Raw genomic sequence first — 15,715 nt, forward strand, 5'->3', positions numbered from 1 at the left:
GCGCGCCCGGCGCTCCCGTAAACCCTGCCGTCACTCCGGCAGCAATTCCGTGATCTCGCGCCGGAAGGGCAGGGCGTCGCCGATCGGTGGGGCATCCATCTCTTCGGCATAGCGGCGGCCGCCATAGACCGCGCCCGCGATGGTCGAGGGCGCCCAGGCGTCGCCGGCGCATTTCACGCCAATAATCCCGGCATCGGCCCAATCCTTCTCCCGTGCCTTCATGTCAAGATAGAGCCGGTCATTGGGCAGGCGCGCGGTCACCATTACCACGCTGTCGGCAGCGCGCTTGTCGGTCCGGCTGGTGAAGACGCAGGCGGTCTCGATCCCGCCTTTCCGCACGGCAGAGACGGCGCGGCCGGTGACGATCTCGACACCGAGCTCGAGCAACCGCGCCTGGATCTTGAACTGCTCCATGGTGTTGCGCGCCCAGTTGGAAACTTCCGTCGCCGGCGTCACCAGGGTGACCACGAAGCCCTCGCGCTGCAGCAGCTCCGCCAGCACGCCGCCCATATAGTAGTGATCGTCGTCGTAGAGCGTCACCGTCTTGCCAACCGGGCGCTTGCCCGCCATCAGGTCATCCGGCGTCAGGATCTCGGCATCCGCCGCAATCGGCATCGGCAGGGTGTGGGAATGCGCAACGCCGTCGCGCCGCCAGGTCGAGCCGGTCGCGACCAGCACCTGGCCGAAGCCGAACTCCAGCACCTGGGCGGCGTCGAGCCGGCTGTCGTAGAAGATCTCGACATTCGCCATCTTCGAAAGCTGGAGGGCGCGATAGTCCTTCACGCGGCCCCAGGCCGAGAGACCGGGCAGCTTCTGCTCACGGGCGACGCGACCGCCGAGCTCGGTGGTCGCTTCGGCCAGCGCCACGTCATAACCGCGCTGGCCCAAGGCCCGCGCCGCTTCCAGCCCGGCCGGACCGGCGCCGACGATCAGCACCCGCGCCTCGGATTCCTTGGCGCGGATGAATTCCGGATGCCAGCCCTTGCGCCATTCCTCGCCCATGGCGGGGTTCTGGGTGCAGCGGCTGGGCGACATGGTCATGTCGCCGGAGACGCAGATGTTGCAGCCGATACACTCGCGGATGTCCTCGATGCGGCCTTCCTCGATCTTCTTCGGGAGAAAGGGGTCGGCGATCGAGGGCCGTGCCGCACCGATGAAATCCAGCAGGCCCTGTTTGATCTGCCGTACCATCTGGTCCGGCGAGGTGAAGCGGCCGACGCCGACCACCGGCTTGGAGGTCAGCGCCTTCACGCCGCGCACATACTCTTCTTCGCCGGCTTCCTCGACGAAGCGGGAGGTGCGGGAATCGATGTCCCAGCTGCCCATGGTGAGGTCCCAGAGGTCCGGCACCTCGCCCATGCGGCCGATCACCTCCTCGGCCTCGGACTTGGTGATGCCGTCCGGTCCCATCAATTCTTCCATGGCGAAGCGCACCGCGACCGCGCAGGTATCGCCGACCGCTTCCTTGGTGTCCTCGGTCACCTCGCGCAGCAGGCGCATGCGGTTCTCGAGGCTGCCGCCGTATTCGTCGGAGCGGTGGTTGTAGCGACGCGACAGGAAATGCTGGAACACGCTGAAGCCATGCGCGGCATAGACATAGACGATGTCGAAGCCCGCGCGCTTGGCCCGGATCGCCGCGTTGCGATGCCAGCGCCGGAGATCGCGGATGTCCGCCTGATCCATCGCCCGCGCTTGCATCGGGTCGTAGGTGAAGGTGGCGATCGGCAGATGGCTGGGCCCGAGAGGCGTCTCGCGCGTCGTGAAGTTGGCGCCGTTCATGCCGCTATAGGCGAGCTCGGTCCCGGCTAGTGCCCCCTGGTCGTGCACCACCCTGGCGATCCGCTCGAAGATCGGCAGGTCGCGGTCGTCCCACATCCGGAGCTCGATGAAGGGCGTGATCTCCGAGGTGTGGTGGATTTCGACCTGCTCGGTGCAGATCACCGCCCAGCCGCCGGCGGCCTTGTTCTGCCGCATCTTGATCATGGCGGAAGGGTCGCGGTAGCCCTGGCCGTTGCAATGCGGCACCTGGTAGAAGCGATTCTTCGCGGTGAGCGGACCGATCTTCACCGGTTCGAACAGGATGTCGTAGCGCGGGTCACGCGGCATAAGGACAGGCACTCCCAAACGAAACAGGGCCGCAGATTGCCCGAAGGGGAGTGTATATGGAAAATCGAATTAAATGAGCGACGGCATAGATAATGCCGATTCAGGCCGCACGCCGTGGATGCACGGCGTAGACACGGACTATCCGCCAGGCGAACAGGATGCCGATCCCGGCCAGCAGCGCTCCGCCGCCATAGAGAATGAGCGAGGCCTGCTCGACGATCGCGACGGTGAGCGGGCGATCGAGCCCGATGCTGTTGCCGACCAGGCCTGAAACCGCCGCGCTGATGGCGCCGCCCATGCCGAAGATGGTGGACATCGAGGCGATGGTCGCATCTTCCTCGCCGGGATCCGCGCTTCCCATGATGCGCTGGCTGAGGAAGGAATAGGAGATGCCGAAGCCGCAGCCGATCGGCACCATCGCGATCGCGATGATCGGGAGCGGGCTGGTCGCGAGGGTGAAGGCGAGGCCCGCCAGGCCGATCGCCAGCAAGGTCGGGCCGGCAATGATCGCATGGTCGTGCCAGCGGGCGCCGAGCGGCGCCACCAGCATCGCGGTCAACGACCAGGCGATCGCATGGATCGCGCCGAAATAGCCGGCCCAGGTCGGCGTCAGGCCGCGATAGATCTGCAATATGTAAGGTCCATAGACATAGACCGCGGCTTCCGACAGCGCCATCAGCGCCAGCACCCAGATGCCGAGGCATGCGGGATGGCGGAACCCGGGGAAGGCGGTGGGGAAGAGCTTGTTCCGGCTGCGCCGGTCGAGCGCGAAGGTGAGGGCGATCACGACGATGCCGAAGGGAACCGCGGCGAAGCCGAGCAGGGGACCGAACTCGCCTTCGACCAGCACCGAGAGCCGGTCGGCGACGGCGATCGCCATCACGCCGATCGCGAGCAGCAGCAGTCGCAGCATCGGCGCCGACTGCGCGATCTTCTCATAGGGATGCCGGCGCAGAATCACCCAGCCCAATGCCATCATCGGCAAAGGCAGCATGCCCGAACCGAAGAAAGCGAGGCGCCAGCTGCCGAGATCGGTCAGCCAGCCGCCGAGCAGCGGGCCGATGAAGACGGCGCAGGCCCAGGTTACCGCTTCGATGCCGCCGACCCGCGGCACCAGTGCGTTGTCGAACAGCTCGCGCACCAAGGTGTAGCTCAGTGCCAGCAGGAAGCCCTCGCCCAACCCCTGGATCGCGCGGCCGGCCAGGATGAAGCCGATGTTCGGTGCGATTGCGGCGAGGACGCCGCCGGCGACGACCACCAGTCCGAACACCATCATCGCGTTGCGCGGGCCGAAACGCGCCTTGATCGGCGGCAGCATCGCGCCGCCGAGGATCGAGGTCATGAGATAGAGGCTGGTCGCCCAGCTCAAATAGGCGGCGGCGTCGAGCTCCTCGACCGCGCTCGGCATCGCCGTCGTCGCCATGTACCAGATCGTGGCGTGCAACCCGACGCCGAGATTGACCAGGATCAGCGGCGCGATATTCTGGCGGCGCAGCAGGCGCACCGGCTGCGCATTTTCAACGGCGGAGCTCATCGGCCCAATCTCATCGGAAGGTGCGCCAGTCCTCGCGGGTCTCGCAGCGGAAGGTCTCGAACCCGATGTCGCGTCGCAGATAGGGCGGCAGGACGCAGAGATCGATCTTGCCGCGTTTGCGCGGCTCGCTCTGCCGCAAATCAGGGAGGCGCAGTGCGTGCAGCAGGGCGACGAGGCGCAAGGGCAGGGCGAGAGGCATGGGCACCTCGGCAGGTTCAGGTTTTCCCTCTTAGCGCGTCGTAATTTGAAAAGCAAATACTTTTCAAATTATCGGCCCCGTGCTAGTGTCATCGGCATGAAACATCGAGGCTCGCTCCGCGTCCTGCATGCGCTGAAGTCCGCCGGTCCGCAGACCGCGGAAGCACTCGGCCGCAAGCTCGGCATGACCGCGGTCGGCGCGCGTCAGCATCTCGCGCGCCTGCTGGAGGAGGAGCTGGTCGAAGCGGTCGATCAGAGCGAAGGCGTCGGGCGGCCGAAGCGCATCTGGTCGCTGACCGAGGCCGGCCATGCGCGCTTTCCGGACAACCACGCCGGGCTTACGCTGGAGCTGATCACCGCGATCCGCAAGACCGGCGGCGAGGCGATGCTCGATTCGGTGATCGGGGCGCGCGAGAAGGCGGCGCTATCGACCTATCGCCGCGCGCTGGACGGCGCCGCGTCGCTGAAGGAGAAGGTGAAGCGGCTCGCCAGGATCCGCAGCGAAGAGGGCTACATGGCCACCACCGCGCCCGGCGGCGAGGGCGTCCTGCTGTTGATCGAGAACCACTGCCCGATCTGCGTCGCCGCCAAGGCCTGCCAAGGCTTCTGCCGCTCGGAGCTGGCACTGTTCCGCGAAGCCCTCGGCAGGGACGTCAGCGTCGAGCGCGACGAGCACATCGTCGCCGGCGCGCGGCGCTGCGTCTATCGGATCAGCGCGCGGTAGCTATTTCGCCAGATCGAGCCGCCAGTAGTTGCCCTTCTTTCGGTATGTGCGATTCGGCAGGGCGGTGTCGTCGAGACCCAGCATCGCACCGCAGATATCGTTCCTCACCTCCGGCACCAGGCGATAATACTGGTGCCATTGCGGGTCGAGGCGGATCTCCTTCTTCTTGTTGACGAAGGGATTGGCGGCCGAGCAGTTCACGAAAGTGATGTTGTGGCCGAGGAAACTCTCCTTGTCGGGCGGGCCGTCCACGCCGAGCCTGCCGATGCCGTGCACGGGACGGCTGATCAGGCTCAAGGGGACGTCCTGGTTGTTGTAATAGAGATAGACCCGGTCGCAGATGCCGAGGCTGGTCCCCAGCCCGTCTGGCCGCGACAGCGAATCCACGTCCTCGTCCGATGCCGCCAGCACGACGCGGTCGACCACCGTCTTGAGGTCGGCGGGCGAGATCTGGCCCGGCGCGGTGCCGACGGCCGCGGCCAGTCCAGCGCGCAGGAAATGGTTGCCCATGCTGTGCGCCAGCAGGGTCACGCGGCGGTTGGCGCCGCCTTGCTTGAAGGCGCGTAAGGTCGGTAGCGCCGCCTGCAGGAAGCTCCTGAAGGCGATGCCGGAGAGGCCTGAGCTGCGGTAGTCGGTACGATAGGCGTCGATGCTGAGGCTGCCGAGCGACGGCCAGGTGAAGGCGAGCAGGGTGGAAGGAACTTTCGGCGAGCCCTTGCCGAACCAGTCGCCGAGCATAGCGGCGCGCATCATCACTTCGCGGAAGCGATAGTCGAAGCCGTGCAGATAGATCAGCAGGTGCTTCGCGTTGCCGCCGGCGATCTCGGTTTGCAGCGCGGGCGAGAAGCCGCCCGCCGTGACGGCATCGATCGCGATGTTGGAATTGCCGATCTCGCTTTCGTCGGCGACGGAGGTGATGACCGCCCGGCCGCAGGCGAGGCCGCCATTGGGGCTGAAATCCGTGCCGAAATTGTTGGGCACCGGTCCGAGGATCGCGTTGCGGTTGGTGCCGAAGTAGACCGTGACAGCCATGACCCGAGCTCCCTGCCGAAGCCGGCGTCGATTGCCGGCACAGGCAAGCTAGCCTCAGGGGCTAGGACCGTCGCGGCTTAAGGCTGCGAAGTGGGACGTTCGTCACAGGCCGAGAATCCGAAGGCCGGAATTGGGCGAGGGCCGCGGGACCCCCGAGCACCCGCGGCCCTCGTGTTCCGGCGGCGCGAAGCAATGCTTCACCTGCGCCGGAAAGGCGTGCGCTGACGCGCGCGTTATCGTTTGTGGGGGTTGGAAGAGAGGTGGTTCAACTCCGGACAAGAATCTTTCGACGCTATCCAAACACAGCCGGGTTGAAAGACCGTTAACACGTCGCCGGTGCGAAAAACCGAACAAAACCGCTATCTTGACGCGACCACGCTAGGATAAAATCCCCTGAATTGTCCGGGGGGATTGTTGGATCTGGAACCGCCTGAAGTCGAAGAACCGCGGCGGCGTCCCGGCAAACCGGACCGCCTGTTGCTGTTCTTCGCCGTCTTCTCCGCCGCGATCCTGCTGGGAATCTGGAGTGCGACGGCCCTGGTGGCGATGGATCGCCGCGAAGACACCTTCCATTCCGCCAGGCTCGAGATCCTGGGTGCGCAGCGGCTGCTCCGGGCGCAGACCGCGCGCACTTACGAGGTCATGCAGTCCGCCCTGACGATCACCAACAATTGGCTGAAGAAGAATTCCGGCCCGGCCGGCACCGCCGGATTTGCGGACCTGATGGAGACCATCAACCAGATGGTCTCCTTCGAGGATGAGCCGGTGGCGCTGCGCTTCGTCGACAACGCGGGCTACCTGCATCGGCCCGCGGATCTCGGCGAGGAGAACATCTCGATCTATGTCGGCGACCGAGATTATTTCAAGGCGCTTAAGGACCAGCCGCCGGGCAGCATCTTTCTCGGCCCCGCCGTCGTCAGCCGCGACAGCGGCGCCGAAGTCCTGCCGGTCGTGATGCGGGCCTACCCCAACCGTTACGGCGTCGGCTACATCATCGCTGCCGTACGCACGACCGCCTTTCGCAGCAGCTACGACGGGCTGCTGATCTCGGCGCCGAGCCGGATCGGTTTCGTCCGCGGCGACGGTACCGTGCTGATGGCCTGGCCGGTCAACGAATGGGTGGGCCGGCAGGTGCCCGAGATCTCGGATCTCGCCGTGAGCCAGGCCGGCAACACCCGCGGTCGCGGCAATGCGACGCCGGGCATCGTCCAGAACGGGAAGAGCCTGCTCGCCTACATCCGCCTTTCCGGCGAGCCGATCATGATCTTCGCCTTGTTCGACACCGCCGATCTGCAGCGGAAATGGCTGCTGGGGATGATCTGGCCTTTTTCCCTCGCCGTGTTGACCACGTTGATCGTGCTGGCCGCGACCGTCTGGATCGGGCGATTGATGCGGCGGAACCAGGCCTATTCCGCGGAAGTCGCCGCGGCCCTGGTCCAGGCGCAGGCGGCCAACGTCGCCAAGCAGGATTTCCTCGCCAACATGAGCCACGAGCTGCGCACGCCCTTGAACGCGATCATCGGCTTCTCTGAGGTGATCGAGAAGGAGATGATGGGACCGGTCGGGACGCGTGCCTATCGCGGCTATGCTGCCGACATCGCCAAGGCGGGCGGGCATCTGCTCGGCATCGTGCGCGAGATCCTGGATTTTGCCCGGATCGATGCCGGCACCTTCCGCACCGGCGACCACCCGGTCGACGTGCGGCGCTGTCTTGCCCAATGCACCGACCTGGTGCGCGACATCGCAGCCGCCAAGCAGATCACGATCGATCTCGACCTCGGCGACAACCTGCCCGCCGTGCTGGCCGACGAGACGCATCTGCGGCAAGTCTTTCTCAACCTGATCGGCAATGCGGTGAAGTTCACGCCGGAAGGCGGAGTGATCTCGATCCATGCCAGCGATCCCTCGGACAGCTCTCCCGCCGGCGCGCTGGTAATCTCGGTCGCGGACAGCGGCATCGGCATTCCGCGTGACAAGATCGACAAGCTGTTCCAGCCCTTCGTGCAGCTCGCCGGCAGCCAAAGTCGCAGCCATGGCGGCCTCGGCCTCGGTTTGGTGAACACGAAACGCATCGTCGAGGCCTATGGCGGCGCGGTCTGGCTCGACAGCGAGCTCGGCGCCGGCGCAACCGCCTACGTCAGCATCCCGAAATCCCGGCTGGGCAAGGCCATATCGCCGGAGACGCCGAGAGATGTCGTCGCCGCGGGGACGGCGAGCCGCTGAAGGAAGACAGCCAACGCATGCTCAAAGCCGATTACCCGAGAATTGTTGGCCGCCGCCTTCCTCGAGCGCTGTCATCCGCGAACCGCGGACTTCTTCCGCTATTGGCAGTCGAAGCGCCGGAGCGGGATGTTCCCAGCGCGCGCCGACCTCGATCCGATCGAGATGAAGCCCTGGCTGCCCGGTCTGGTGCTGGTCGATGTCACGCCGATGCCCGGTCAATCGCCGCCATATCGTCTGACCTACCGGTTGATCGGCACCGGGGCGACCAGCCTGCGCGGCCAGGAGGGCACCGGCAAGCGCGTCCAAGAGGCCTATTTCGGCAACAGCCTGGCGGAGATCATGGAGAATTACCGGCTGGTGATCGAGGAGCGCCAGATCGTCTATGACGGCGACCGGACGCTCTCTGAAAATGGCGCAAAGCTCGAAGCCGAGACGCTGCTCCTGCCGTTGGCGAGCGATGGCTCCGCCATCGACATGGTCGTCTGCTACCAGGAAATCGAGATGGTTCGCCCGGGATGACCGCGCTGCTCTCCGCCGCCGGGTCCGGCGGCCGATAGGAATTAGAGCTTAATACAAAATAAAGTTTCTGGGCGCAATTTGCCCCTGTCGGCCTGTGGAATCTGTTCCACGGCAGCTAAAGCGCGTTCGGGGGGATCCGTCATGCGTCTCTGGAACCGGCTTCCATTGGCAGCAAAGCTGTTGCTGCCTATTTGCACCGCCTTGGTCATCGGCCTTGCGGCGTCTACCTTCGTGGTTGCGACCCAATCCGGACGCGAGACCGAGAAGCTCTCGATGGCGCTGGGGCGCGCTGCGGCGGACCAGGCCGCGACCGCCATCCAGCTCCGTTTCGAGACGGCGTTCCGTCTGGCAAGGCTGCTCGCCCAGAACGCCGCGACCATCCAGACGGAGAAGGGCACGCGCGAGATGCTTGCGCGCATCGCCCTCGATGCAACCCGGACGGCGCCGGACCTGGTCGGTGCCTGGGTCGAATTCGCGCCCGATGCCTTCGACGGCGCCGACAAGGACCACGCCGATCCGAAGAAAATGGTGAACGACAGCAGCGGCCGCGCTTCGCTCTACGCGGTGAACTCGCCCGACGGGGTCAAGCTGCAGCAGAACAGCGACGCCGTGATCATGGAGCAGGACTATTTCACCAAGTCCTACAAGAGCGGGAAGGAGGAGGTGACCGAGCCCTATATCTTCCCGGTCAACGGCAAGGACGTGTTGATGACCAGCCTGACGGTGCCGATCGTGGTCGACGGCAAGACCCTCGGGACCGCCGGCGTCGATATCGACCTCAGCGCGCTTAACGCCGAGCTGGCGACGATGAAGCCGCTCGGCGACGGCAGCGTCTATCTGATTTCATCGGGCGGACTCTGGGTCTCCTACAAGGACCCGGAACGGCTGGGCAAGAAGGTCCACGACACCCAGCCTTCGCTCGATGCCGGTTTCGAGAAGGCCGCCGCCGGCGAGACCCACGAGACCACCGACTTCTCTGAATCGCTCCAGAGCGATGTCAACCGCTTGTTCATTCCGGTGAAGCTCGGCCGAGCCGAAACGCCTTGGGTCGTGATGTCGAACCTGGTCGGCGCGACGGTCGATCGGCCGACCCGTGACGTCACCCATGTGATCGAGATCTCGTCCGCCATCCTGGTGATCCTGCTCGCCTTGGTGATGGCGATGCTGGTGCGATACCTGGCCTCCAAGCCGGTGCGTTCGCTGGCCGGCGTGGTCAACACGCTCGCTGACGGCAAAACCGACGGCACCGTGCCCGGCGTCGGGCGCGGCGACGAGCTCGGCGTGATGGCGAAGGCGATCGAATTCTTCCGCCAGAAGCTGATCGAGATCGAGGCGCTGCGCCGCAAGACCGAGGATGCGGAACGCGAGGCCTCGGCAGCGCGCCGCCGCGGCATGCTGGAGCTTGCCGACAGTTTCGAGGCCTCGGTGCAAGGCGTCGTCCAGGCGGTCTCCGCCTCGGCGGTCGAGCTCGAATCCAACGCTCAGTCCATGGCGTCCGTGGCCGAAGAGGCGACCCGGCAGGCCGCCGCCGTCGCCGCCGCCACCACCGAGGCATCGGCCAGCGTCACCACCGTGGCCTCGGCCTCCGAGGAGCTTTCCGCCTCGATCTCGGAGATAAGCCGGCAGGTCAACGACAGCTCGACCGCGGCGAGGAATGCGGTGACCGAGGTCGAATCCACCGGCAGCACGATGTCGGAGCTGGCCGCCGCGGCTGCGGAGATCGGCGGCATCGTGAAACTGATCGGCGACATCGCCGGCCAGACCAACCTGCTGGCCCTGAACGCCACCATCGAGGCGGCGCGCGCCGGCGATGCCGGCAAGGGCTTCGCCGTGGTGGCCAGCGAGGTGAAGAGCCTCGCCAATCAGACGGCGAAGGCCGCCGAGGAGATCACCGGCCGCATCTCCCGCATCCAGAGCACGACGGAGAGTGCGGTCAACGCCATGAACAGCGTCAAGACCACGATCTCCCGCGTGAACGAGATCGCGGCCGCCATCGCCGCCGCGGTGGAAGAGCAGACCGCGGCCACCAAGGAAATCTCCGGCAACGCGACCCAGGCCGCCTCCGGCACCGAAGAAGTCGCGCGCAATATCAGCGGCGTCTCGCGCGCCGCCCAGGACGCCGGCGGCGCCGCGTCGCAGGTCCGCGAGGCCTCCGGCGAGCTTGCGAAACAGGCCGAGGCCCTGCGGAAAGAGGTCGACACCTTCATCGCCAAGGTGCGCGCCGGTTAAGAGGCGTCAGGCGGCCTTGATGCCGGAGATATAGCGCTCGACTTCGGTGCGCATAATCTCGGCCTGCGCGGCCAGATCCTTCGACGCGTCGAGCAGTTGACCGGCGGCCCGCCCGGTCTCGTCGGCCGCTTCGGTTACGGAAACGATGTTCGAGGACACTTCCTGTGTGCCCGCCGAGGCCTGCTGGACGTTGCGCGCGATCTCCTGGGTGGCGGAGCCCTGCTGATCGACGGCGGTTGCGACGCTGGAGGTGATTGCGTTGATCCGCGCGATGATCGCCGAAATGTCGCCGATCGAGCGCACGGTTTCGTCCGTCGCCTGCTGAATGCTGCCGATCTGGGTGCCGATCTCCTCGGTTGCCCTGGCGGTCTGCGTGGCCAGTGACTTCACCTCGGAAGCGACCACGGCAAAGCCCTTGCCGGCTTCACCGGCCCGTGCGGCCTCGATCGTGGCATTGAGCGCGAGCAGGTTGGTTTGGCTGGCGATTTCGCTGATCAGGCTCACCACGGCGCCGATCTTCTGCGCCGCTTCGGACAAGGCCTTCACCAGTTCGCCGGACTTGTGCGCCTGGGCGACGGCGTCGGCCGCGATTTTGGTCGACTCCGCCATCTGTCGGCTGATCTCTGCGACCGAGGCGGAGAGCTCTTCCGCCGCGGATGCAACGGTCTGGACATTGGCCGAGGCCTGTTCCGAGGCGCTGGCGACTGCGCCCGCCTGGCTCGCGGTCCGTTCGGCGGTTTCGGTCATGGTGCTGGCGGTGGTTTGCATGCCGCCGGCCGAGTTCGAGACGGTCTTCACCACGGCGGTCACCTGCCGCTCGAAGTCGGCGGTCAGCGTATCGATGGTCTGCGCACGCTTGGCGCGCGATGCCTGCTCGTTGGTGCGCTCGGCCTCGAGCCGGAAGCGGTCCATGCCGCTCTGCTTGAACACTTGCATGGCGCGCGCCATCGATCCGATCTGATCGTTGCGCTCGAGATAGGGGATCGCCGCGGTCTCCACGTTCTCGGTCAAAGCGGTCATGGCGTCGCCGGTCCGCCCGAGCAGCCGCAAGGCGGTGCGGGTGGACAGGAAGGCGACGATGGTCAGCGCGATCAGGCCGAGCAGGCCGATCAACCCGACGACGAGCGGGATCCACTGAAAGGTGGCATCGCCGCTCGCCTCGATCGCCGTATCGGTGTCGAGCAGCTTGCTGCGGATGTCGTCCATCACGCCTTCCAGCTCTTCGAAGGCGCCGTCATATTCGTCGTATTTGGCGTCGGCGGCCTTCGGGTCGGTGAGTGCGAGCTGGACTTCCGCGGTGGTCGCGCTGAGCACGCCGTCCATCAGGCCCTGGGCCTTCTGGTAACCGGCGAGAATCTCTGCGGGCAGGTTCAGCGTCACGTTGGTCGAGAGCGAGTCCTTGATATTCTGGAACTGCTCTTCCATGTCGTCGGCGAGTTCCTTCTTTGCCTCTTCGTCGCCGCCGGTATTGGCGATCCTGAGCGCGCGCAGCACGTCGTCCCGCAACCCATCCATCCGCCCATCCATAAGCGTGTGGTTGCGCAAAGCGGTCTTGGTGTCGACCACCTGGTGAAATGCAGTGCTGAGGTGAAAGCTCGCGATGAGCCCGACGGCGGTGATCAGCAGCGCGGTCAGCCATCCGATCGCCGGCCCAGCCAGCAGGAGGGTCCGAAGTGAAAGTCGCTGCATGATGAGCCCCTGAACGCGCAGTTTGGAATCAAAGTGCGGCCACTTGTGCGGCCGCATCGCCGGTCAGCTAACCGCGAAAGCTTTGATTTTGCGTTAAGGCAGCGAGCACGGTCGCTGATCTTGCACAACGCCGTATGCCGGGTCTGGGACTGGCGTCCCAGGAATTCGGGTTTGAGCCGCATTTGGGAACGGGATCGCAGTCCCGTTCCCAAAATGCATGCCGATAGTCTCTGGTCTGATCGCAGAACTCTGTCAGCGAATTGTCAGGCTTTGCCGACTTCCTTGGCGGTCAGATCGAGCGCTTGCTTGGTCAAGCCGGCCCATTCGTCGATGTCGGCCTTGGTCCAGGTCAGCGGCGGTGAGATCAGCATGGTGTCGCGGGTCGCCCGCATCACCAGGCCGAGCTTGAAGCAATGATCGCGGCAGATCGTGCCGGTGTCGCCGACCGGATCGAAGGTCTTGCGCGTCTTCTTGTCCTTCACCAGCTCGATCGCACCCATGAGGCCGAGGTTGCGGACTTCACCGACCAGCGGATGGTCGAGGAATTCCTGCATTCTCTTGGCGAGATAGGGGCCGGTCTCGTTCTTCACCCGGTCGACCAGCTTCTCATCATTCATGATGCGAATATTCTCGATCGCCACCGCGCAGGCGACCGGATGTCCGGAATAGGTGAAGCCATGGGCGAAGTCGCCCATCGCGCCCAGCACATCCGCCACCCGATCCCCGACCATGATCGCCGAGAGCGGGATGTAGCCGGAGGTGATGCCCTTGGCCAGGGTCATGAAGTCGGCCTCGATGCCGTAATATTCCGAGGCGAACCAATGGCCGGTGCGGCCGAAGCCGCAGATCACTTCGTCCGCAATGAGCAGGATGTCGTGCTTCTTGCAGATCTTCTGGATCTCCGGCCAGTAGGTCTGCGGCGGGATGATGACGCCACCCGCGCCCTGGATCGGCTCGCCGATGAAGGCAGCGATATTCTCAGGCCCGAGCTCCTGGATCTTATCCTCCAGCGCCTGGGCGCAGAGCTTGCCGAAGGCGTCCGGTGTCATGTCGCCACCCTCGCCATACCAGTAGGGCTGGCGGATATGCACGAAGCCTGGCAACGGCAGATCGGCGAGCTCGTGCATGTAGCTCATGCCGCCCAGGGACGCCGCCACCATGGTCGAGCCGTGATAGCCGTTGGTCCGGGCAATGATGGTCTTCTTTTTCGGCTGCTTCTTCAGATTCCAGTAGCTCCGCACCATGCGCACGATGGTGTCGTTCGCATCCGAACCCGACTGGCCGTAGAAGACATGGTTGAACTGCTTCGGCGTCATGTCGATCAGGATTCGCGACAGCTCGGCCACCGGCGGATGCGTGGTCTTGAAGAAGGTGTTGTAGTAGGGCAGCTCGAGGAGCTGCTTGTAGGCGACCTCGGCGATCGACTTGCGGCCGTAGCCGACATTGACGCACCAGAGGCCGGCGAAGGCGTCGAGCAGCTTCACGCCCTCGGAGTCGATGAGATGCGTGCCCTCGGCCTTGGTGATGACGCGCGGGCCGACCTTGTGCAGCTGGGCATGGTCGGTGAACGGATGGACATGGGCGCGGTCCAGCGCCTGCCATTCACGGGTCGAATTGCGTGCGGGTTGTGCAGACATAACGGTGTTCCTTCCTGAATGTGTCGCGCGGCATCAGCCGCAGGTTCCGCGGAAGGAAGGCGTCACGGATTGAAGTTGATCCGCGCGGTCAGGACCAGGAGCTCGTATTTGTTGGCGAACATCTCAGCCCCCTATCTCTCGCCATGGTCCGCGCAGGCGGACCATCCAAGAGTTTCTGCGGAGTGACCGATGCAAACTCGTGGATCCTCCGCCTTCGCGGAGGATGACGAGTCAAAACACATGTGTCCGACTACGGGCATGCATTACACATTCAGCAGCAGATGCTCGCGCTCCCAGGAGCTGATGACGTTCTGGTAGGCTGCCAGTTCGGCGGTCTTCACGACATAGAGAGCCTGGATGAACTTCTCGCCCAGCAGGCTCTTGATCGGCTTGCAGGCCATGAAACGGCTTAAGGCCTCATAGGCGGTCTTCGGCAGAGTATGCGGCATGCGATAGGCGCTGCCTTCGATCTGGTTCGAGGGCTTCAGCCTTTCGGTCATGCCGATGTAACCGCAGACCAGGGTCGCGGCCATCGCGAGGTAGGGATTGGCATCCGCGCCGGCGAGCCGGTTCTCGATCCGCCGGCCGGCCGCGTTGGAGACCGGCACGCGCAACCCGCAGGAACGGTTGTCGATACCCCATTGCACGTTGATCGGCGCGTCGAACTGCGGCTGCAGCCGGCGATAGGAGTTGATGTTCGGCGCCAGCATCGGGATCACCTGGGGCAGGTAGCGCTGCAGCCCGGCGACATAGGCACGGAACAGGGCGGTGTCGCGGCCCTTGGAATCGGCGAACAGGTTGCGGTTGGTGCGCTTGTCCGTCACCGATTGGTGGACATGCATCGAGCTGCCCGGCTGGTTGGCCAGCGGCTTCGCCATGAAGGTAGCATAGACATTGTGCTTCAAGGCGGCATGGCGGACCGTGCGCTTGAAGAGAAACGCCTGGTCGGCGAGCTCCAGCGGGTTGCCGTGGTTGAAGTTGATTTCCATCTGCGCCGATCCGGATTCATGGACCAGCGTATCGACGTCGATCTCGGAGACCTCGCAGTAGTCGTAGACGTCCTCGAAGATGGGATCGAACTCGTTCACCGCGTCGATGCCATAGGCCTGGCTGCCGGTCTCCGGCCGGCCGCTCTTGCCGACCGGAGGCAGCAGCGGCAAGTCGGGATCGGTGTTGGGCTGCACCAGGTAGAACTCGAGCTCCGGTGCGACCACCGGCTTCCAGCCCTTATCGTCATAAAGCTGCAGCACGCGCTTCAGCACATAGCGCGAAGCCATCTCGACCGGCTTGTCGTCGCCGTCATAGGCGTCGTGGATCACCTGCGCGGTCGGGCTTTCATACCAGGGGACGATCCGCACGGTGTCGGAATCCGGGCGCATATAGACGTCGGGATCTTCATAGGAGCCGACGCTGTCCTCATCGACGTCCGGATATTCGCCGGTGACGGTCTGCAGGAACACGCTGGTCGGCAGGCGCAGGCTCTCGCCCTTGGAGCTTTTGATGAACTTGCGAGAGGGCAGGATCTTACCGCGCGGGATCCCGTTGATGTCGGGGACCAGGCACTCGACCTCATCGACCTTGCGCTCGGTCAGCCAATCTTCCAAATACTTCATAAAATGACCGCTGGTTTGCCAAACTGAGCCGGCGACGGAATGGCCCAGGCATGTCATCCCGGTCGTCCCCGGCGGGCCGGAGACTAGCCCAGATTCGGGCGCCCTGGCAAAGGGGCCCCCAGGGTTATCTAGGCAGCTGAAATCCGCGGAAATAGGGCATTTCCGTTACGGTTTGATACCATCAGGTCGGTTGAAACCGTCGGCCGATCCC

At 64.9% G+C, this 15,715-nt stretch carries 11 protein-coding genes; 4 read left to right on the forward strand and 7 right to left on the reverse strand.

The genetic code is table 11. The features are described 5' to 3' along the window. Positions 1-30: 30 nt before the first annotated feature. The 3 genes from ACH2CY_RS17900 to ACH2CY_RS17910 all read right to left on the reverse strand — a co-directional run bounded on the left by ACH2CY_RS17900 (position 31) and on the right by ACH2CY_RS17910 (position 3,839). Positions 31-2,106, reverse strand: a complete 2,076-nt coding sequence (locus ACH2CY_RS17900) for an FAD-dependent oxidoreductase (protein WP_395020678.1) — start codon at positions 2,104-2,106, stop codon at positions 31-33. A gap of 100 nt (positions 2,107-2,206) precedes the next feature. Beyond that, positions 2,207-3,640: an MFS transporter gene (locus tag ACH2CY_RS17905; protein WP_395020679.1), complete on the reverse strand. Its 1,434-nt coding sequence runs from the start codon at positions 3,638-3,640 to the stop codon at positions 2,207-2,209. A 10-nt stretch (positions 3,641-3,650) separates the two neighbouring features. Then, the gene (locus ACH2CY_RS17910) at positions 3,651-3,839 is read right to left on the reverse strand and encodes a hypothetical protein (protein WP_395020680.1); all 189 of its coding nucleotides are present in this window, start codon (positions 3,837-3,839) and stop codon (positions 3,651-3,653) included. Between the two features lie 96 nt (positions 3,840-3,935). Between ACH2CY_RS17910 and ACH2CY_RS17915 the strand changes: the two genes are divergently transcribed. Then, positions 3,936-4,562, forward strand: coding sequence for a helix-turn-helix transcriptional regulator (locus ACH2CY_RS17915; protein WP_395020681.1), 627 nt, complete (start codon positions 3,936-3,938; stop codon positions 4,560-4,562). On the opposite strand, the gene ACH2CY_RS17920 is transcribed toward ACH2CY_RS17915, so the two are convergent. After that, positions 4,563-5,594: an alpha/beta hydrolase gene (locus tag ACH2CY_RS17920; RefSeq protein WP_395020682.1), complete on the reverse strand. Its 1,032-nt coding sequence runs from the start codon at positions 5,592-5,594 to the stop codon at positions 4,563-4,565. A 414-nt stretch (positions 5,595-6,008) separates the two neighbouring features. Here ACH2CY_RS17920 and ACH2CY_RS17925 point away from each other — a divergent pair, with 414 nt between their 5' ends. From ACH2CY_RS17925 to ACH2CY_RS17935, 3 genes are all read left to right on the forward strand, one after another. After that, positions 6,009-7,817, forward strand: coding sequence for an ATP-binding protein (locus ACH2CY_RS17925; protein WP_395020683.1), 1,809 nt, complete (start codon positions 6,009-6,011; stop codon positions 7,815-7,817). 45 nt (positions 7,818-7,862) lie between these two features. Further along, positions 7,863-8,336 carry a PAS domain-containing protein gene (locus ACH2CY_RS17930; RefSeq protein ID WP_395020684.1) on the forward strand — a complete coding sequence of 158 codons (474 nt, stop codon included), beginning with the start codon at positions 7,863-7,865 and terminating at the stop codon, positions 8,334-8,336. Between the two features lie 141 nt (positions 8,337-8,477). Continuing rightward, complete coding sequence (locus tag ACH2CY_RS17935; RefSeq protein WP_395020685.1) at positions 8,478-10,565, forward strand: methyl-accepting chemotaxis protein; 2,088 nt, start codon at positions 8,478-8,480, stop codon at positions 10,563-10,565. 6 nt (positions 10,566-10,571) lie between these two features. Here ACH2CY_RS17935 and ACH2CY_RS17940 read toward each other — a convergent pair whose 3' ends face one another. The 3 genes from ACH2CY_RS17940 to ACH2CY_RS17950 form a co-directional block, all read right to left on the reverse strand. After that, positions 10,572-12,254, reverse strand: a complete 1,683-nt coding sequence (locus tag ACH2CY_RS17940; protein ID WP_395020686.1) for a methyl-accepting chemotaxis protein — start codon at positions 12,252-12,254, stop codon at positions 10,572-10,574. Between the two features lie 263 nt (positions 12,255-12,517). Further along, positions 12,518-13,891, reverse strand: coding sequence for an aspartate aminotransferase family protein (locus tag ACH2CY_RS17945; protein ID WP_395020687.1), 1,374 nt, complete (start codon positions 13,889-13,891; stop codon positions 12,518-12,520). Positions 13,892-14,154: 263 nt separating this feature from the next. Next, positions 14,155-15,504, reverse strand: a complete 1,350-nt coding sequence (locus ACH2CY_RS17950; RefSeq protein ID WP_395020688.1) for a glutamine synthetase family protein — start codon at positions 15,502-15,504, stop codon at positions 14,155-14,157. Between the last annotated feature and the right edge of the window lie 211 nt (positions 15,505-15,715).

The sequence above is a fragment of the Dongia sp. genome (assembly GCF_041905885.1).
Taxonomy (GTDB): domain Bacteria; phylum Pseudomonadota; class Alphaproteobacteria; order Dongiales; family Dongiaceae; genus Dongia.